Annotated in this window: 17 protein-coding genes; 7 read left to right on the forward strand and 10 right to left on the reverse strand. The window is 44.2% G+C overall.

All coding sequences use genetic code 11. The features are described 5' to 3' along the window. The first annotated feature begins 18 nt into the window (after positions 1-18). Positions 19-1,596, forward strand: a complete 1,578-nt coding sequence (locus PVA46_RS07825) for an ABC transporter substrate-binding protein (RefSeq protein ID WP_167696352.1) — start codon at positions 19-21, stop codon at positions 1,594-1,596. Here the strand turns inward: PVA46_RS07825 and PVA46_RS07830 are convergent. Next, positions 1,593-2,141 (reverse strand): phosphatase PAP2 family protein, encoded by a 549-nt coding sequence (locus PVA46_RS07830; protein ID WP_167696353.1) that lies wholly within the window; start codon positions 2,139-2,141, stop codon positions 1,593-1,595. The genes PVA46_RS07825 and PVA46_RS07830 overlap by 4 nt on opposite strands. Positions 2,142-2,250: 109 nt before the next feature. On the opposite strand from PVA46_RS07830, the gene PVA46_RS07835 reads away from it, so the two are divergent. Genes PVA46_RS07835 through PVA46_RS07845 form a run of 3 tightly spaced genes read left to right on the forward strand, consistent with a single transcriptional unit; the run spans position 2,251 to position 4,202 of the window. Beyond that, on the forward strand, positions 2,251-3,042 hold the full coding sequence (locus PVA46_RS07835; protein ID WP_167696355.1) for an alpha/beta hydrolase: 792 nt from the start codon (positions 2,251-2,253) through the stop codon (positions 3,040-3,042). Further along, positions 3,039-3,563, forward strand: coding sequence for a GNAT family N-acetyltransferase (locus PVA46_RS07840; RefSeq protein WP_167696357.1), 525 nt, complete (start codon positions 3,039-3,041; stop codon positions 3,561-3,563). Before PVA46_RS07835 ends, PVA46_RS07840 begins: the two co-directional genes overlap by 4 nt. Positions 3,564-3,587: 24 nt before the next feature. After that, a complete protein-coding gene (locus PVA46_RS07845; RefSeq protein ID WP_167696359.1) occupies positions 3,588-4,202 on the forward strand; it encodes a hypothetical protein in 615 nt (204 codons plus the stop codon). 2 nt (positions 4,203-4,204) lie between these two features. Here the strand turns inward: PVA46_RS07845 and PVA46_RS07850 are convergent, their stop codons facing one another. Beyond that, a complete protein-coding gene (locus PVA46_RS07850) occupies positions 4,205-4,798 on the reverse strand; it encodes a hypothetical protein (RefSeq protein ID WP_167696361.1) in 594 nt (197 codons plus the stop codon). A gap of 124 nt (positions 4,799-4,922) precedes the next feature. Here PVA46_RS07850 and PVA46_RS07855 point away from each other — a divergent pair, with 124 nt between their 5' ends. After that, positions 4,923-5,996 carry a CapA family protein gene (locus tag PVA46_RS07855; RefSeq protein WP_167696363.1) on the forward strand — a complete coding sequence of 358 codons (1,074 nt, stop codon included), beginning with the start codon at positions 4,923-4,925 and terminating at the stop codon, positions 5,994-5,996. Between the two features lie 27 nt (positions 5,997-6,023). Here PVA46_RS07855 and PVA46_RS07860 read toward each other — a convergent pair whose 3' ends face one another. From PVA46_RS07860 to PVA46_RS07890, 7 genes are all read right to left on the reverse strand, one after another. After that, positions 6,024-7,112 carry a hypothetical protein gene (locus PVA46_RS07860; RefSeq protein WP_167696364.1) on the reverse strand — a complete coding sequence of 363 codons (1,089 nt, stop codon included), beginning with the start codon at positions 7,110-7,112 and terminating at the stop codon, positions 6,024-6,026. A gap of 111 nt (positions 7,113-7,223) precedes the next feature. Next, positions 7,224-8,219, reverse strand: coding sequence for a hypothetical protein (locus PVA46_RS07865; RefSeq protein ID WP_167696366.1), 996 nt, complete (start codon positions 8,217-8,219; stop codon positions 7,224-7,226). 8 nt (positions 8,220-8,227) lie between these two features. Further along, the gene (locus PVA46_RS07870) at positions 8,228-9,241 is read right to left on the reverse strand and encodes a hypothetical protein (RefSeq protein ID WP_167696367.1); all 1,014 of its coding nucleotides are present in this window, start codon (positions 9,239-9,241) and stop codon (positions 8,228-8,230) included. 34 nt (positions 9,242-9,275) lie between these two features. Further along, entirely contained in the window at positions 9,276-10,256 is a 981-nt protein-coding gene (locus tag PVA46_RS07875; protein WP_167696369.1) for a hypothetical protein, read from the reverse strand. Between the two features lie 62 nt (positions 10,257-10,318). Beyond that, positions 10,319-10,831: a hypothetical protein gene (locus PVA46_RS07880; protein WP_167696371.1), complete on the reverse strand. Its 513-nt coding sequence runs from the start codon at positions 10,829-10,831 to the stop codon at positions 10,319-10,321. A gap of 69 nt (positions 10,832-10,900) precedes the next feature. Continuing rightward, on the reverse strand, positions 10,901-11,824 hold the full coding sequence (locus PVA46_RS07885) for a hypothetical protein (protein WP_167696374.1): 924 nt from the start codon (positions 11,822-11,824) through the stop codon (positions 10,901-10,903). Between the two features lie 65 nt (positions 11,825-11,889). After that, entirely contained in the window at positions 11,890-12,861 is a 972-nt protein-coding gene (locus PVA46_RS07890) for a hypothetical protein (protein ID WP_167696376.1), read from the reverse strand. A 157-nt stretch (positions 12,862-13,018) separates the two neighbouring features. Here PVA46_RS07890 and PVA46_RS07895 point away from each other — a divergent pair, with 157 nt between their 5' ends. After that, positions 13,019-14,329, forward strand: coding sequence for a UDP-glucose dehydrogenase family protein (locus PVA46_RS07895; protein ID WP_167696377.1), 1,311 nt, complete (start codon positions 13,019-13,021; stop codon positions 14,327-14,329). Here PVA46_RS07895 and PVA46_RS07900 read toward each other — a convergent pair. Next, a complete protein-coding gene (locus PVA46_RS07900; protein WP_167696379.1) occupies positions 14,326-14,814 on the reverse strand; it encodes an ATP-grasp fold amidoligase family protein in 489 nt (162 codons plus the stop codon). The genes PVA46_RS07895 and PVA46_RS07900 overlap by 4 nt on opposite strands. 241 nt (positions 14,815-15,055) lie before the next feature. On the opposite strand from PVA46_RS07900, the gene PVA46_RS07905 reads away from it, so the two are divergent. Then, positions 15,056-16,414 carry a hypothetical protein gene (locus PVA46_RS07905; RefSeq protein ID WP_167696380.1) on the forward strand — a complete coding sequence of 453 codons (1,359 nt, stop codon included), beginning with the start codon at positions 15,056-15,058 and terminating at the stop codon, positions 16,412-16,414. The last annotated feature ends 126 nt before the right edge of the window (positions 16,415-16,540 follow it).

The following is a 16,540-nucleotide window of genomic DNA, read 5'->3' on the forward strand; positions in this document are numbered from 1 at the left end:
AAGTGAGATAAAAGGTGTATGAAGATGGTAAAAAAATATAAAAAGTGGTATGTTTTAATAATAATTGCACTCTTCATGGCTTTTCTCCCGGTAAAAGATTGGCTGGAAACAAAGAATCAAAGCATCTTACGCGTGGGTATTCTTGGCATTCATCAAGCAATTGATCCGCATTTAAGTGATAATGAGTATATTGGGCATATCTATGGGCAGGTGGTAGAGCCTCTCTTTAGGGTGGAAGATGGGGTGTTGGTGCCGTTATTGCTGGAGAAGATTCCGGTTGTCAGTAGTGATGGGTTGAGTTATCATTTTACGTTGAAAAAGGATATCTTTTTTCATAATGGTTCGCAGATGAGTAGTTATGATGTGCAGTTCTTTTTTGAGCGAATGTTTTTTACGCACTATCCGGCGGTGAATGTGACCTCTTTTTTATCGATTGCTGGGGCTAGGGATCTTTTAGCCGGTCATACGCAGCATTTAGCGGGTTTTGAGGTGCTTAATCACTTGGAGTTTATGATCTATTTGGAGCAGGTGGATCCCTTCTTTTTGTATCGACTGTCAGCGGTGAATACGGGCATTTATTCAATGGAAGCCTTTTTAAACGCGCCGTATCAGTGGGGATTGAGCACACTGATTGGCAGTGGTCCTTATCAATTGCTTGAGTATCAACCGCGTAAGTGGATTCATCTGGAGACGTTTGGATCTTATCATCAAGATCGTGATACAGTTTCGCGGGTGGAGTATAAGATCTATGATAATAACTTACTGATGCTGGAGGATTATCTTCAGGATAGGATAGCACTTATCCCGCTTGCTTGGCATGAGTATCAGGAGAACAGGCGTAGGATTTCTCCTAATGAGGTCTTTATGCATGAGCGCCCTGCGGGCTATTCGCTATTGCTTAACCAGAGCCATCCGATCTTATCGGATAAACGGGTGCGTCAGGCGATTGCCTACGCCCTAGATCGTCGTGAACTTCATGAGCGATTTTTTGTGCATAATCATCAAATGATCTATAATTTTTTACCAGAAGATTTACTTGGATCTACCAGCGAGCGGTTGAGCCCTTTCCGCGACATAGAGAAGTCTAAGGCGCTCTTGCGTGAGGCAGGCTATCCTAATGGGTTTTATCTGGTCGACTATTATACGAATAGAAGTACTTTTGTGGTAGGTCAAATTCTCCAAGCACAGCTACGCCAAGTGGGTATTAATTTAATCTTACTACATAAAGATTTAGCCGATTGGGATGCGATTAATCAGCGTGGGGAATTTGCTTTTATGCTCTATACTCCGCAGGTTATCTATATGGATCCGGATAATTTTTTGTATCCGCTTCTGCACTCAAGCAGTCGCTTATCTAAGATGTTCGAACTGGGTAACCCTGCTTTAGATCAAGCCCTTGAGTGGGCGCGTACTGTGCCTGATGAGCAAGAGCGCAAGTATCTTTATCAAGCAATGGAGCGTTTTATTATCGCCGAGGAGCAATTTATAATTCCCCTACTCTTTTTACCGGAGATATTTTTGGTAAAGAAAGAGTGGCAAGATAAGATTGGTAAATATCAGCATCCATTTTATCTACGTTATGAGGATATTGCTTAATTTAGGAGAAAGAGCGCGCGGATTTTTTTACTTTTTATCATCACGAGGCAGGTAAGATAGCCTAAAAATCCGCCATGAAGCATGCCAACAAGGACATCGCTAAAGAAGTGCGCGCTTAAGTAGAGGCGAGAGAGTGCAGTGATCATCGCCATACTTAGGGCAATCATCATCCAGCGCATCTTGGGGATAAGGGTTAGGGGCATGGTTAGCGCAAAGACGAAAGAGCTGTGTCCGGAGGGGAAGGAGTAGCCTTTTGCCAAATGTCCTGCTTGACGGATCCACTCGTAGGTTTGGCTTGGTCGCAAGCGGGTGAAGCTGGGTTTCCAGAGAAATTCCACCAAAAGCAAGGAGCTTAGACCGGCAACTAAGGATGCGATCGCAAAAAATCGATACTTAGGAACAAAGAGCAAGCCAAGAGAGAACAATACCAAGAGTGCTGGCAAGAGATTCGTTAAGATAACGAAGCTTTTATCCAACCATGCGGGGGGATTGATTTGGGAAAAAACCGTCAATACTAGCCAGTCAATATCATCGATAATGCGCATTGTCAACTCCTACCCTATTGTAGCAGATCCCACATAGTCTGGCAAGGGCGGCTTTATTTGCGTTGACAATACCCGCTCCTTGTGATAGAATTAAACCTAGAGGAGATTCATGATGATAGTTAGTGATGTAACCTATAGCGAGGTTCTCGGCTTTGATTGGAATTACTCGCTCTATCTGCCTGAGGATTTTGCCCAACGATCCTATCCGATTCTCTATTTATTGCATGGGGCCTTTGGTCATCATAATGATTACGTCTATCATGCGAATTTAAATGAGATGGTCAATCATCTTATGCAAAAAAAGTTGCTCCCACCGATGATTATCGCCATGCCTGATGGCTTTAATAGCTACTATGTGGATGTGGGATCGCTTAAAATGGAGTCGGCGATTATTCAGAGTTTTATTCCTTATATAGAAAATACTTACGGTATTCATGTCTCCAAGGAGGAGCGCTTTATTGCGGGTTTATCCATGGGCGGATATGGGGCTAGTCGCTTTGCTCTTACCTATCCTAAGCTTTTTAGTCGCGCCTACCTCTTTTCTCCGGCGGTGTGGGTAGAGCCTAATACGCACTGTGCGGTGCGGGCGAAATTTCATCTTTTCACCCAAGGTCGCAAGCCCTTTTGTCAGGAACTTTGGCAAAAATATCATCCCTTATCCCTCTTTGCTAGCTATCAAAAGAGTGCCTCACCGGTGCATTTTTATGTGGAGAGTGGCGCGCAAGATGAAATTGTCGCGGTGCATGATGTCAATTTTTTTGTGCAACAGCTCAAACGCGTGGCGCATGTTAGCTATCAAGTGGATGATGGATCTGGGCATAGTTGGGATTTTTGGCGGGGGGCAACCCAACGGATGTTCTTAGATATTGGTCAAGTCTTGCAAAAAGAGGCTGAAGCATGAGGCTTGCGGAGGTCTCCTCGGAGTATACGGTGTTACTTAAAGCTTATCAGCAAGCGTTTATTTTAGCCAAAGAGATCTGTCATGGCGCGCCCGAGCTTACCGATGGCATGCGTGTGGAGGCGTGGTTGGTTTGGGTCGAAGATCATAAATATGTGGGGACCTTACCGGCAGGTCGCGTGCTCTCGCATAGCTATATTCTACTCAACGACAAAGAGGATAAAGTCTTAGGAATTATCAACTTAAGGCACTATCTTAATGATTATTTACGTAATTTTGGTGGACACGTGGGCTACTCGGTGGCACCCGATGCACGTGGGCGAGGCTACGCGAAGCTGATGGTAGCGCAGTTACGACCGCTTGCAGTTGAATTTGGTTTAGATAGGTTGCTACTCACCTGTGAGGAGTCTAATGTGGCTTCGCTTGCGGTGATTAGATCGACGGGTGCATGCTATGAGGATCGCCGTTTGGATGGCAATCGCCGTTGGATTTTACGCTACTGGTTGACAATCAGCGAGCAATAGAGTAGACTTTAAGCGGAGGAGATTATGCGTAGGTTAGGCTATTTGGTGAGCATCTTTCTACTCTTTTCCATCCCGATTTCGGCACAAGCGATGCAACAGAGCGAGGATCTCAAGAAGATCTATTTATATACCATGCTTATCTTTATGGATAATATTGAGAGCGAATATCGTCTTGATGCGCGTGCGCCACAGAGCTGGCAATTATTGGATAAGTTGCATCAAGAGCGTATTGGCTACTCGGCGCAAAAGGGTGATTATCTTGGGCAAGAGGCGCAATTTACCGCGGAGATTGTCAAACACTTTAGCCCCGAACAGGTCAAGATATTGAAGAAAAAAGGTCTGCTTGACGTCAACACTATGGCAGGACAGGTGCTTGCTTATGAATTAATATACAAAGAGCATCCCCTTGGTGGCTATCACTTTTTAGCAAAGGAGCCTAATCTGCGTCAGCGCTTGCATTTAGCCTTTGGTAGTAAAGAGATGGGCAACTTTTTGTTAGATCAAGAGGCGATTTGGGGAGAGTATTTAGGGCTGTGGATGCTGATTGTACGTCAGCGTTATGGAGAATTTCAAGCACTGATGAGTGCGCATGTTCGTGATTATAATGCCGAGCTAATCCGTTTATCCGAAAGAACTTAATCCTATCTATCCCCTCGCTCACTCACTCTAAAAAACGGCTCTAAATGTTTGCTACTATAGACAACGCGCGCTAATAGTTTATCGCGATCATTGCCGTCGAGAAAGAGGTAATGTTGGTGCGATCTAAAGGTTGCTTGCGTCATGCGATAAGCACCAAAACGCTTGCCCTCGGCTTGGGCTTGATACAAATCTTCGCCAAGGGTTACGGTTCCATGACTCTCTTTAATCGCATCGTGATAAAAATGAACGGTTACTAAAAGGTTCTTTTGCATATTTATGCATACGCCTTGAATCGTGAGATCCTCTGCATAAAGTATGACGGCTAAGCCTATTTTTCTATAAATATAGAAGAGATGATCCTGCAGATAGTACCAATCATCGGCTCTGCCTAAGCGCTCTAATAAAAGATCTTCCTTGGCGTTAAATGGAAAGGTGTAGACTTTTTCCTCAAATTGTAACGTAAACCCGTTTGCTTCTAAGTAAAGAAGATAAGAAGATACGTCTTCATGTGTGGTGAGATACGGTTTTTGCGCTGATTTCGTGTCGGCTTGGGAGGTTGTGAGGAGTAGAAAAATCAGAAGAGCGAATTTGTTCATCGCTTTAGCATAGCCGAATTGAGGCGTTTTGTCAAATTGACTAAGATTGCTCCTTTTTTGTGCGTAATCTTAAGCTAGACAAGAGAATAAAAGTATGTTATGATGAAGTGATGGAGAGAAAAAAATGCAAAAAAGAGTGATGTTACTTTGGTTTTTATTGAGTCAATTGACCTTTGCCGATGAGTTAAAGCTTCTTTTTGCTGGCGATATTATGGCCCATGACGTTAATATTGTGATGAGAGATTATCATTTAATTTATAAAGAAATTAAACCCTATCTCGATACGCATCATTTAAATTTTGCCAACTTTGAGAGCGTGCTTAGCGATACGATTTTGCCGCAGGGTTACCCACGCTTTAGTGTTCGTTCGGCATATGCCCAAGCAGCGATTGATGCCGGATTTAATGTCTTTAGCTTGGCAAATAATCATACAGCGGATCATTTTCATAAAGGAATTTATGATAGTATAAATTCTTGGAAAAATTTAAAAATGAAGTATCCATGGATTCAATATTCTGGGTTAAAAAAGGCGGAGGATGCTATCGATTTTGAGATTATTCATGTGAAAGGATTACGCGTTGGTTACGTTGCCATAACTGAATTTTTGAATTGGCAAGAGCATCAAGATGTGGGGCATGAGCTGGTGAATGTGCTCAATTTTCGTCGCCGTGCGGAGGTGGATCGCTTGATTACGCAGGTAAAAGCGCTAAAGAATCAGGTGGATATGCTTATTGTTTCGTATCATGGCGGGGTTGAGTATGTACGCAGTATTGAGGAAGATAAGTTCTTATTTTTTAAGGAGTTAGTTGATGCGGGCGTAGATATTGTTTGGGCGCATCACCCGCATGTGATACAACCTTGGGTTATGTATAATGAGGGAATTATTATTAATAGTAATGGCAATCTTATCTCTGGACAGACATGGGCAATCCAAAGTCATCAGGCGGAGAGCGACCTTGCTTATCGTGGCGACTCCCTTCTCTACTCGGTGAAGGTTAACATCTTGGATGATGGTTTGGATATTAAGATGGAACATATTTATGCAGTAAGCAATTATCGTAAGGCAAATACCGGCATGGTGATTATCGATTTGAGCAAGCTGAAGGAGTACGACTTTTTATCTCCTGCTTGGCTGGCTTATTATGAGCGTCGGCGCATCCTTATGAAGCCCTTTATGGATGGAGTAATAAGAGCATAGAAGGTTCTATGCTCTTGAATAGATTGGCTAAAGATCTGCGATGATGGTTTGCATTTGTTGTTCGGCCTCTAAGACGATGAGGACGAGTTCGCGGATTTCAAAAAATTGCAAAGAGTAGTCGTAGCGTGCTTGGAGCTGGGGAAATTGTGCATGCAAAAAGGCAACTAGTACGACAAATTCCCAAGCTTTTAGCTCTTGTTCTTTGATGGTCATCGGCAAGTTTGCGTCGGCAAAGCGGGCATCAAATTCTTGCATAAAGAGATAATCGAAGTCGCCTGCCTCTTGGTTGAAGTGCGTCTTGAGGAGATTGGCTTCTCGGTTGGGTTCAACTTGCGCGCGCTCTTGAAAGAGGTGGGTCGCTTGAGTTAAGATATCCTGATAAAAAGCATTCATGCGTCGATCCTGAACCAAGGCTTGCATTTTAGGAAAAATCTGATCGGCAATCGCCGTTACAGGGGCGAGATCTTCTAATAATACGCGGATCTCTTCACGCATCTCTTGTTCGATAGCTTGGTTGCCTTGAGACAGCGGGGCAACCATGAGGCTCCAGTGATCGAGTTGTTCTTCTAGCGTCCATGCATCTTTTTTTGCACGTTCCATAACGGCCAAGATGAGCGCCATGGGATTATTGGTTGATTGACTCATGATTTGGCTCTCGTAGGTGAGGTAGATCAAACGGGCAAAGGCATCTAACTCCACGTTCTCTTTGGCGACGATGGAGAGTGGCTTCTGGAGTAATTGATGGATGGCATGCTGTGCGATGAGCGGATGGTGAAGCGCCCAAGATCCCTCTAAATCCATAAGCTTAATGAGCATATTGTTACTCAATCCGGTAAAGAAGAGGGTCTCTAAGAAGGATTCATAGGCGGATTCTGCAATGGTAAAGATCTCCTCTATCTCTGGATAAGGAAGGGGCGATTCTGCCTGTTGCGCTTGAATGTTGGCTAAGCGCATGTCGATAAGATTGGCAAGTTTGAGAAGCTCTTTTTCTTGGGCAGAAGTTGATGGAACAAAGAGCGTTGCATCGTTGGTTGGCATGAGCAGAGTAGATTGGGCGTAGCTAGGTAGGCCAAAACCAATCAGTAAGATAAGTAATCGCGATAAATTTTTCATCATGTTCTCCTTAGTTATATGTTAAATATCGTCTTTATAAGAAGATAAATGAATGGTTTTTAAGGGAAAGGCAGAAAAAAGCCGATTCTCTAATAAGGATCGGCTTGGGGTAGATTATTTGGCTTTGGCAGCTTTCTTTTCTGCTTTGGCGATATCGGCGAGGTACTTTTTGTGGAAGGCGCGAAGATTCTTGATGCTACTGGCCTCGGTTTTAAGGAGCTCTGCAGGAAGATCTTGAGAAAAGATATCGGCAAAAATATGCTGATAGCGCGTTAAGCGCTCGGTTGGTTGAGGTGATAGCACGGTTGTGGCTAATTGTAAGGTGATAATTCCCAGCATTTTGTTCGTTGTAAGGAGTTCTGGGTGTTCGGTTTGCCAGCGGGTGTAGGCCTCTTGCCCAAATGCCTCGACAAGCAGATTACGGTGCTCGGTGGGGTTGGCAAAGGTCTCATTTGTTACCCAAAAATTGAGTGCGGGGACGATTTTTGTCTCAAAGTCTGGGTGGTTGATGATATCGTTCTTTGCTTTATCAAATTGCTTAATATTCGCAACAGTATCTAAAATACCTTGCGTTATGAAGTTGTCATACTTGGTGTCAATCATCACTTTTTTTCTACGATCTTGTGCATTGAGTTTGGTGAGTTCGTGAAGATAGCGATCGAAGAGTTCGAAGCGATTTTGATGTTTTTCCGTACTATCTGATATTAAGTTGTGGACAAAATTCCATCGAAATAAAAAGTGAAAAAGTGTGCGTTGGTATAAGGAGCCAGATTTATGGCTTAATGCTTCTTCATAAATATAGGCCTCGCGAATGGTAGCATTATTGTTGATAGCTGTTTCCTGCAGATCTTGTAGGTTCTTTCTTTTGTTCCAAGCGGTTTGGGTTTTCTTATACTTGAGTGTAAAATTACGCTCTATGGGAAGCATGGCAGGGTAGGCGAGCGCTTTGTCTTTGATTTCTGCGTTTACCTCTCTGCGCGCATTATTTTCGCTATGCGCGAACGAGGCGGCCTCGAGCATGGCAATCGCCTCCTCGCCCGTTAGCGCGAAAAGGCTAACGGGGAGATTAATGGCAATGGCTAGGAAAAGTAAGGATAAGATTCTCTTCATACGCTTCTCTACTTACCTTTGGCAGCTTTCTTTTCTGCTTTGGCGATATCGGCGAGGTACTTTTTGTGGAAGGCGCGAAGATTCTTGATGGCACCAGCCTCATTTTTGAAGAGTTCTGCGGGCATATCATTAGAGAAGAGATCATCAAAGAGACGCTTGTAGCTATCTAGGCGTGCTTTGTCGCCAGAATGAAGAACGTTGGTGGCCAATTGGATAGCGAAGATGCCAAGCATACGGTTTGCGGTGATGAGATCAGGATGTTCAGTTTCCCAGCGGGTGTAGGTCTCTTGACCAAAGGCCTCGATAAGAAGCTTGCGATGTTCAGAGGTGTTGGAAAAGGATTCACTATTTGCCCATGTCTCCACGATACGCACTTCTTCGTCAAAATTTTTGTAATTGCTGAAACTTTTTTTTGTGTTTTCATAGTCGCTGATTTGTGTCGCGTAAATTAAGACCAGAAAACCAGTGAGATTGTTACCAATATCTGCAATTGCTTTTTTTTGACGCTCATTAATATCCATGTCAGCAAGCTCATGCAGATAGAGATCGAAATGTTCAAAACGGTTGTTGACTTTCTTTCCACTCTCTAAGGGGAGTTTGTAGAGCTCAACATTCTCGAACAGGTCAAAAAAGGCTCTGGCACCCACATTGCGATAGACGGTGTTGCCAACAGGCACATTGCTAATCTTTCTTAGTGTTAGGTAATAGAGATAGGCATCGCGCATCGATCCGTTATTAGGCTTCGCTGTTGCCCCTACACGGGTTAAGATTTCGTGCCAGTTCCAGTTGATGAGCGTACGCTCGTAGTTTTTTTCGAACCCTTTTTCCACAGGGATCAGGGCAGGATAGGCCATCTTTTTGATACCCGCCTCGCGACGGCTCTCATTTTCGTTTTGGGCAATGGAGGTGGCCTCAAGCATGGCAATCGCCTCTTCAGCGGTGAGGGCAACGTTCTTTGCAGCCCAAATCTGGGATCCGGCTGTCAACGAAACAATCAATAAAAGGGAGAGAATTCTCTTCATAGTGTTACTTCCTTGCGTTTTAGGTTAGGCATGATTAGCGATTTTTATTCTTTTCAAATTTAGCGAAAAATCCACTAACAGCTTTAAGCAGTTTGGATTGGGCTCTTTGCGCCTCTTGCGCGGCCTCTTCGTTGGCATAAATGGCTTGATAGGCGGCAATCTGCTCGGCACGATGATCGGGATGCAGGACCATAACCGCCAGAGATAAGGCTAGCTGTCCGGCACTTTCATCAATCGGGCTAATCTGATTCGCCTCTTGCCACTGGGCGATTGCCTCGCCACCAAAAGCACGCTCAAGAAAGTTTACATAGAGCTCTTGATTAAACGCACTCTCTTGCTTGCTTAAATCGAGAAGCTGTTGAATGCGGGTTTTAGTCTTTTCGCTTTTACGGATCTCAATCGAGGCACCATGAAAGCGAGGTGCGACTTTAGCCATCGCGGCCACTAACTTAGCATTTTCGCCTTTAAAGATGTTGCGCATTGCATCTTTACGTACGTCAGGATAAAAGTCAATAAGAATGAGATAGAGAATAACCTTGTCCATGTAGGTGTGCTCGTAGCTTTTGCCTAGGAGCGCCTTGTTGTTGTCTTGCCAACGCTGATTACGACTAAATTGTTGATTGAGTTGATAGTCGTAGAGGGCGAATTTATTGACAATAAAGTTAAGCCCAAAGAGCGCATCATTAACACCCATTTGCTCAAAGACGCTGACGGTAAGAAAGTAGGTCTCTGGGGTAACTTCATTGCCTTTAGCCAGATCGATAGCTTCAAGAATATCGGTATGGCTTGCGCTTAATGCCCCGATAGTTTTATACTCTTTTTGGGTAGCATCGAGAAGCTTCTGGGCTTCAGGAAAGAGAACTTTTCTGCCAGCACTTTTTGCTTGTTGATTCTCCTTTGTCGCGGTAAAAATGGCATGGGTATAGTTATGTCCGCTCTCTTGCGTGAGAGATTGCGCATAGCTGATGGGTAATAGGACGATTAGCAGGAAACTGGCTAACCAAAATTGTCTCATTGTTTACTCCTTTAAAAATGTTGTTTTATACGTTATATAATAATGCATTGATGTAATCTTTGTCAAGCGATTTTATCTTTTTTCAAAGGCTCAATCGTCTTTTCCATCTCTTGGATGAGACGGTTTTGCTCTTGGTAGAGATTGCTTGCCACGGCTTGGTGCTTGTAGACGCGATTGAGGCTTTCGGTGGCAAGTTGGCGATTTTCTGGGTAAATCAATTTTATCGCGACCAGTAAGACCACGATACCCATTGGGCTGTCCATTGAGACATAAATGCCTTTGGTCTGCCAGGCTACCACCTCTTTATGGCCATAAGCTTGAGAGAGGAGTTGGTCGTAGCTAGCTTTGTCGCTTTGAATACCCTTGCCTTGCATCTTTTTTACGTAGCCTAGCTCTTTGGTGAGATTCTTCTCCCATTGGGCTAAGGCTTGATACTCTCTCTTTTTGCTGTCGTGTTTGAGTGCATACGAACTCTCTAGGAGCAGGGTAACATCTTCAATTGCTTGCGTACGACTGAGAGAAAAGGCATTTGTTGTATAAGCAATAAATAAAATGCTCATAAAAAAATATTTCATTTTTATTAATCTCCGTACTTTTAAAAAGGCGACTCCGCAACGGAGTCGCACATTAGGGCTAACGATGCGCTACTTGTTGCCTTGTAGCTGGTTGTGCAACGCCTGCATGCCTTGAATACTCTTGCTCTTCTGTTGCATGAGCGCCTCTACCACTTGTGGATGTGCGTAGATTTGGTTTAAAGCACTCTCCATCTGTTGTGGGTTATTAGGGTATTCTACATCTAATGCCAGTAGCAGAACGACCATGCCCAGTGGTTGGGTCGCCTGTAATCCCACCAGTTGCGGAATATCCCCAAAGACGTTATGGATGGTCTCTTGGAAGATGCGCTCGTTGCTGAAGTAGGGTTTTTGCGCAGCTTCTACATTGCGGGCAATGGCTTTCATGTCTACTTTTGCTCGACGCTTGCTATAGTCTTGAATTTTGGCAACGACTTTGGTCAGATCTTTACTCAACGCTGTTCCATAGGTAAGACCTACATATTGAGCGCGATTCTTCTTGTCGATCTTCTCCATCTCCATGAGTGTAAAGAGATGAATATCTAGCAAACTCAACTCACCGGCAACCTGTGGGCGCAATTGCGTGCGACGTGCAAGATAATCATCACGATGCTCTTCCACTTGCTCTTTAATCGCCTCGGTATTGATCACGCGTAATGCTTGTAGGGTAGCTCCTTGTGCATTTTTAAGACCAAGAGCTTGATAAATTTCGATATCAATTAAGAGCTCGCTTAGCTCCACGTTAAGCTCTTTGGCCTGTGCATTAAGCTCCACCAAACCTTGGTGGTTTACTTGCATCGCACGCACATCTTTAAACTCTTTGTCTAGCGACTTAACCCACTTGGTTACGCGTTTGTCTTGGCTACTGTGCCCCGATAGCACGCTCTGTACCATGCTCTTACTCTGCTCTTTAAGCACGCTCTGCATGAGGTTGCTTTGCGCTAAGACTAGCGAACCTGTGAGCAATACAGAGCTAATAATTAGTAAACGTTTCATACTTGACTCCTTCTATTTGACGCTACCTTCTTAAGAGTAGCAAATTTTATGATTAATGTCAAATGCTAACCAATTTTCATCAGACCACGCATCTCATGACTGATTTCGAGTAATAAGGGCACCACCTTAGGGTGCAGATAAACTTTTGTAAGACTTTGCTGAATTTTATTCACATCGCTCTTGTGTTGTAGGGTGCCAGCCATCACCGCGAGGATCATCCCCATGTTTTCATCACCTGATGGTAAGGAGAGCGCCTTAACCGTATTTTTCCCAAAGCCACTCTCCAAGAGCGACTGATAGGCGCTAGCACTATAAAAGCTCTTGAGGTTGCTGATAGTAACCAGTTCGCCAAGCGCTTGTTGCATGCTCTGGAGATGTTTGAACTTGTCGTATTGGGCAATCACTTTGTCGCCAATCTTAACCAAAGGAAGAATGCGCTTACTCTTTTCAGCACCAAAGTAGAGGCTAAGGAGGTTCTCTTGTTGACTCTCCGGCAACTTATTGAGCGCCGCCAAAAGGCGTAAGACGCGCTCCACATGCCCCATCTTGTTGATGCTCTGTGCCTTGTTGAGTAGCCCTACCCCACTAGAGAGTATTGCATTCTCGCCTGTAAGGCTATTAAGGGAGAGCGTATTAAAGGGATTGGTTTGGTCTTTGCTAGATTTTTGCGCTTTTTTGGAGGCATCCAAGAGCCACATGGTTGGCTCATAGGCATCGTGTACGCCAAGAAATGTAAAGGTCTCCTGCATGAGCAGATACTCAAGCATGGTGATATCCTTGCCTTTAAGTTCGGCACTAAGCGCCATCAGTTCGGCTTGTTGATCGCGCAGTTGAGGCAAAATAGCCAATTTTTTCTTCCAAGCATCCAAATATGCACTAAGCTCTTTTTCGATAGGATTAAAGAGACTCGGATTCTCCTTGCTCTCGGCTTTTAACAACGCATTAAGCCAGTCGCCGGCAGAGGTGGGTAGCACTTGCGCACTAAGGCTAAGGGGAGAGAGCATAAAGAGAAGTAATATCTTCCAATATCGTACCATTTCTTACATAATAATATAAAAAGCTCGACTGTGTCAATGCGTGCCGCCGCCCTCTTTATCTAAATGATTGTTAGTACAACGTTGTACTAATGTCTTCTTGTCTTTTTACTTTAATTTAGCTATACTAGAGAGGACGATCTTGTAAGGGAGGTAAAGCATGAAGATAACCATTTATGGCGCAGGCTATGTGGGGTTGATTGGCGCGGTGGCTTTGGCAAAGGTGGGGCATGATGTCTTACTTTTAGATGTAGATAGCTATAAAGTTGCACAAATTATGCAAGCCATCAGTCCGATTTATGAGGAAAATCTCACTCAGATGCTACAGGAGGTTTTATCTGCCAAGCGTCTTCATGCCTCTACTGATGTGGAATTGGGCGTGGCGCACAGTCCCCTACAGATGATTTGTGTGGGAACGCCCACCAACAGCGACGGTAATGCTAACCTTACTTATGTAAAGAGTGTGGTCGATGCGATTGTTACGCATAATCATGGCAAAGAGAAGAAGATCATTATCGAGAAATCTACCGTTCCAGTGGGTACGCACACGCTGATCCTCCAGTGGATTGAGGCAATCGGTGGTGATCTTGATCTTTATGAAGTTGCGAGTAACCCCGAATTCTTGCGCGAAGGTAAAGCCCTGTACGACTTTATGCACCCCGATCGTATTGTGGTTGGCGCATCCAGCAGTTGGGCGCATGGGTTATTTAGCGAGCTTTATCGCCCCTTTACCGAGCAAGGCGCTCCCCTCCTCTTTACGCAGGTTGCCAGTGCCGAGCTCATCAAACAGGCGGCCAATAGCTTTTTAGCGATGAAGATAAGCTATGCCAATATGCTTGCCGAAGTCAGCGAGCGCGTGGGTGCAGATGTCGGTGAGGTTACTCAAGGTATCGGACTGGATAGGCGCATTGGTGCGCAATTTCTGCAGGCAGGCATTGGCTTTGGGGGTAGCTGTTTTCCTAAAGATGTGCAAGCCTTTATCCGTACGGGCGAGGAGCTGGGCTTGAACCTTGGTCTATTACGCGAGACGCTCCAGATTAATGCCCGTCAGCGCGATCGCCTGATGAGCAAGATTACGCAAGCCTTGGGATCGTTACACGATAAACGTATCGCCCTCTTGGGCTTAGCCTTTAAGCCCGACACCGACGATGTGCGTGAGACCCCTGCCCTCTATTTGGTGCGCGAACTCCTCGGGCGTCAGGCTAGCCTCAATCTCTACGACCCTATCGCGATGCCCAACTTTCAAAAGAGTTTTAAAGCCAGCCCTACCCTGCACTACGCAAGCAATCTACAAGATGCGCTTAACGGGGTCGATGCCATTATCATGCTTACCGCCTGGGAGGAATTTATCCACGCCGACTACGCCACGCTTACTAAGACAATGCCCACCAAGTTTATCTTTGATGCCCGCAATGCCTTAGACGCTAACGTTTTGCGTAAAAACGGTTTTGTGTACTACGGCATGGGCTAATGAGAGGAAGGATTGTAGTGCCACATGGCACCAAGCTCTTTATCCAGCTGTTCTCCGTATCGAAAATTAGCTCCAGCCGATGGCGTAAGGGTGATCTCACCAAAATAAATCTTGCCATCTATATAGTACCAATCAATACGGGCATAATCAAGTTCTGTCATTAGTTTTTTTGAAAAATCAAGCATTTGATTAAGAGCTGGTAATTGATGTTGATGTACTTTAGCATCAAAATTTGCATGGCTTGCGAGTTTGGTTGGCTGATTAAGCTGATTAACAAATAATTGATAACGATAAATATTTTGATTTCCCTGATAGCCTATATTTAAATCATCATTAAGATAAAACATATATTGAAAAGAGCCATCAGGTTGTTTAAACATGTGGAATTTGTAATCAATTAAAGCCTCGCCATTGCCTAGTTGCTTGCAATCTCTTCTCACTCGGGTACATAGCCTGCTCCTACCGCCCAGCTCAAGCCTGCCCATTATAGCCCGGTTTCATTGTATTCCCCTTATCTAGCAAGAGCATAGCACAGCGCGCGCCAAAGACGTTTGCGTATATGGTTTTTTGGGATCTATTTTGGGCGTGGTTAAATTAAACATAATAAATATTTTATTTTGTTTAATTTTCATTAATTGATATAAAAAATATAACTATAGACAGATAGCTGCCATTTATGGTATAATCAACCTGCGCTACCATCATGTTACAGGAGAAAAAGAAGCCGTGAAAAGAGAATTTTTTCGCCGATTAAAGGGATTTCTGGTTAATCTTAAGAAATTACCCCATAGAGTAAAGGCGATTCAAGAAGAACTAGCCTCTATACAACAGCATGAAGCCTCTCTTGGGTATCGTTTGGATTCTCTGGAACAACATGGAGCCTCTCTTGGCTATCGGCTGGATTCTATACAACAGCATGCAAACGCCCTTGATCAGAGCATCGTAGGCGTGGCTGGGGACCAGCACGCAATGCTTCGATCCCTATCGAAACTTCACTATCAACTCTTCTTAAATCAAGTAGCTGCTATCACTTCTCCTAAACCCAAAATAGTATTCATCGCTCAATATGGACATTCTGGTGGGCTTCAAGAATTTCTCTACAAACGCATTCTCTTTTTTAGCAAGGACTTTCACATCATTTTACTTTCGCCTGTTCACTACAGTGAGTCGACCAAATTATTCAATATGCAAGAGCTTAGCATGCTTTTTTTTACAGAAGAGTCGATAGATGCTGTTCTTATCAAAACTGTTTTGACTCATGATATCCGCTGGATAGAGGTACATGATGCACAAAATATGCCAGCCATCAACATCTCTTTACTAAAAAGCCTTGCCCCCCAAAGTCAGATCTCGGTCTTTTTACACTCAGGTCTAGCCTTTTTGGCGCTAATTGAACGGCTAAAAACCCAAGCCGTGGATCGCATTTATGTCTACTCCCAAAGCGTATATAACGATCTCTTGGGGCATGTTGCCTGTCCCATTGTGCAGTATCGTCATCCCTATGTGGTGGAGAATATCTATCAAACGCCCAAGGAAGGGGAGAATAACATCTTGCTGGTTAGCCGCATCGCCCAAGATAAAGAGGCTTCGCTCTTCAACCTCTTAGATGCGCTTAGCCAAAGCAGTTGCACCATTTATATCTCAGGTCACATAGTAGGCGATGAGCCACAGGCGATCGTGCAGAAGATTAAAGCACGCTACCCTAATCATGAGATCCGTTTTATTGGCTACATTGTGGTAGAAGATTACCTTAAAGCCAATATCGGTAAATTCTTATGCATCGCTGGCGTGGGACAGGTCATCGGTGAGGCGCTCTCCTTTGGCTATCCTGCCTTGATGACAAGCATTAAACCTGATAATCAAGTGCTCTTTATTACCCAAGAGAATTGGCGCAGCTTTTGGGATAGAAATTTCGTCTTACGCGATTATCCGGAATTCGTCGAGAATGTGAATCACTACCTAGCCAAACTCATCCAGCGCCAACCCCTAGACGACTTACAGATATTTGAGCAGTGGAAAGAGCATGCCAGCATCGCTAAAATGTATGGCGATCACCTAAAAACCGTACGGGAGTACTACCACTAGTTTTTGAGGTACAGGTGGATACTTTCCTGTTGGGTTTAGAGGCTACTTCTTTCTATGTAGGGATTAATGTCGTTCTTGGTAAGCATGGAATAAGACGTTTAAAAATGTGTCTATTTAGAGCTAATC

This window comes from Entomospira culicis (genome assembly GCF_028748145.1).
Classification (GTDB): domain Bacteria; phylum Spirochaetota; class Spirochaetia; order WRBN01; family WRBN01; genus Entomospira; species Entomospira culicis.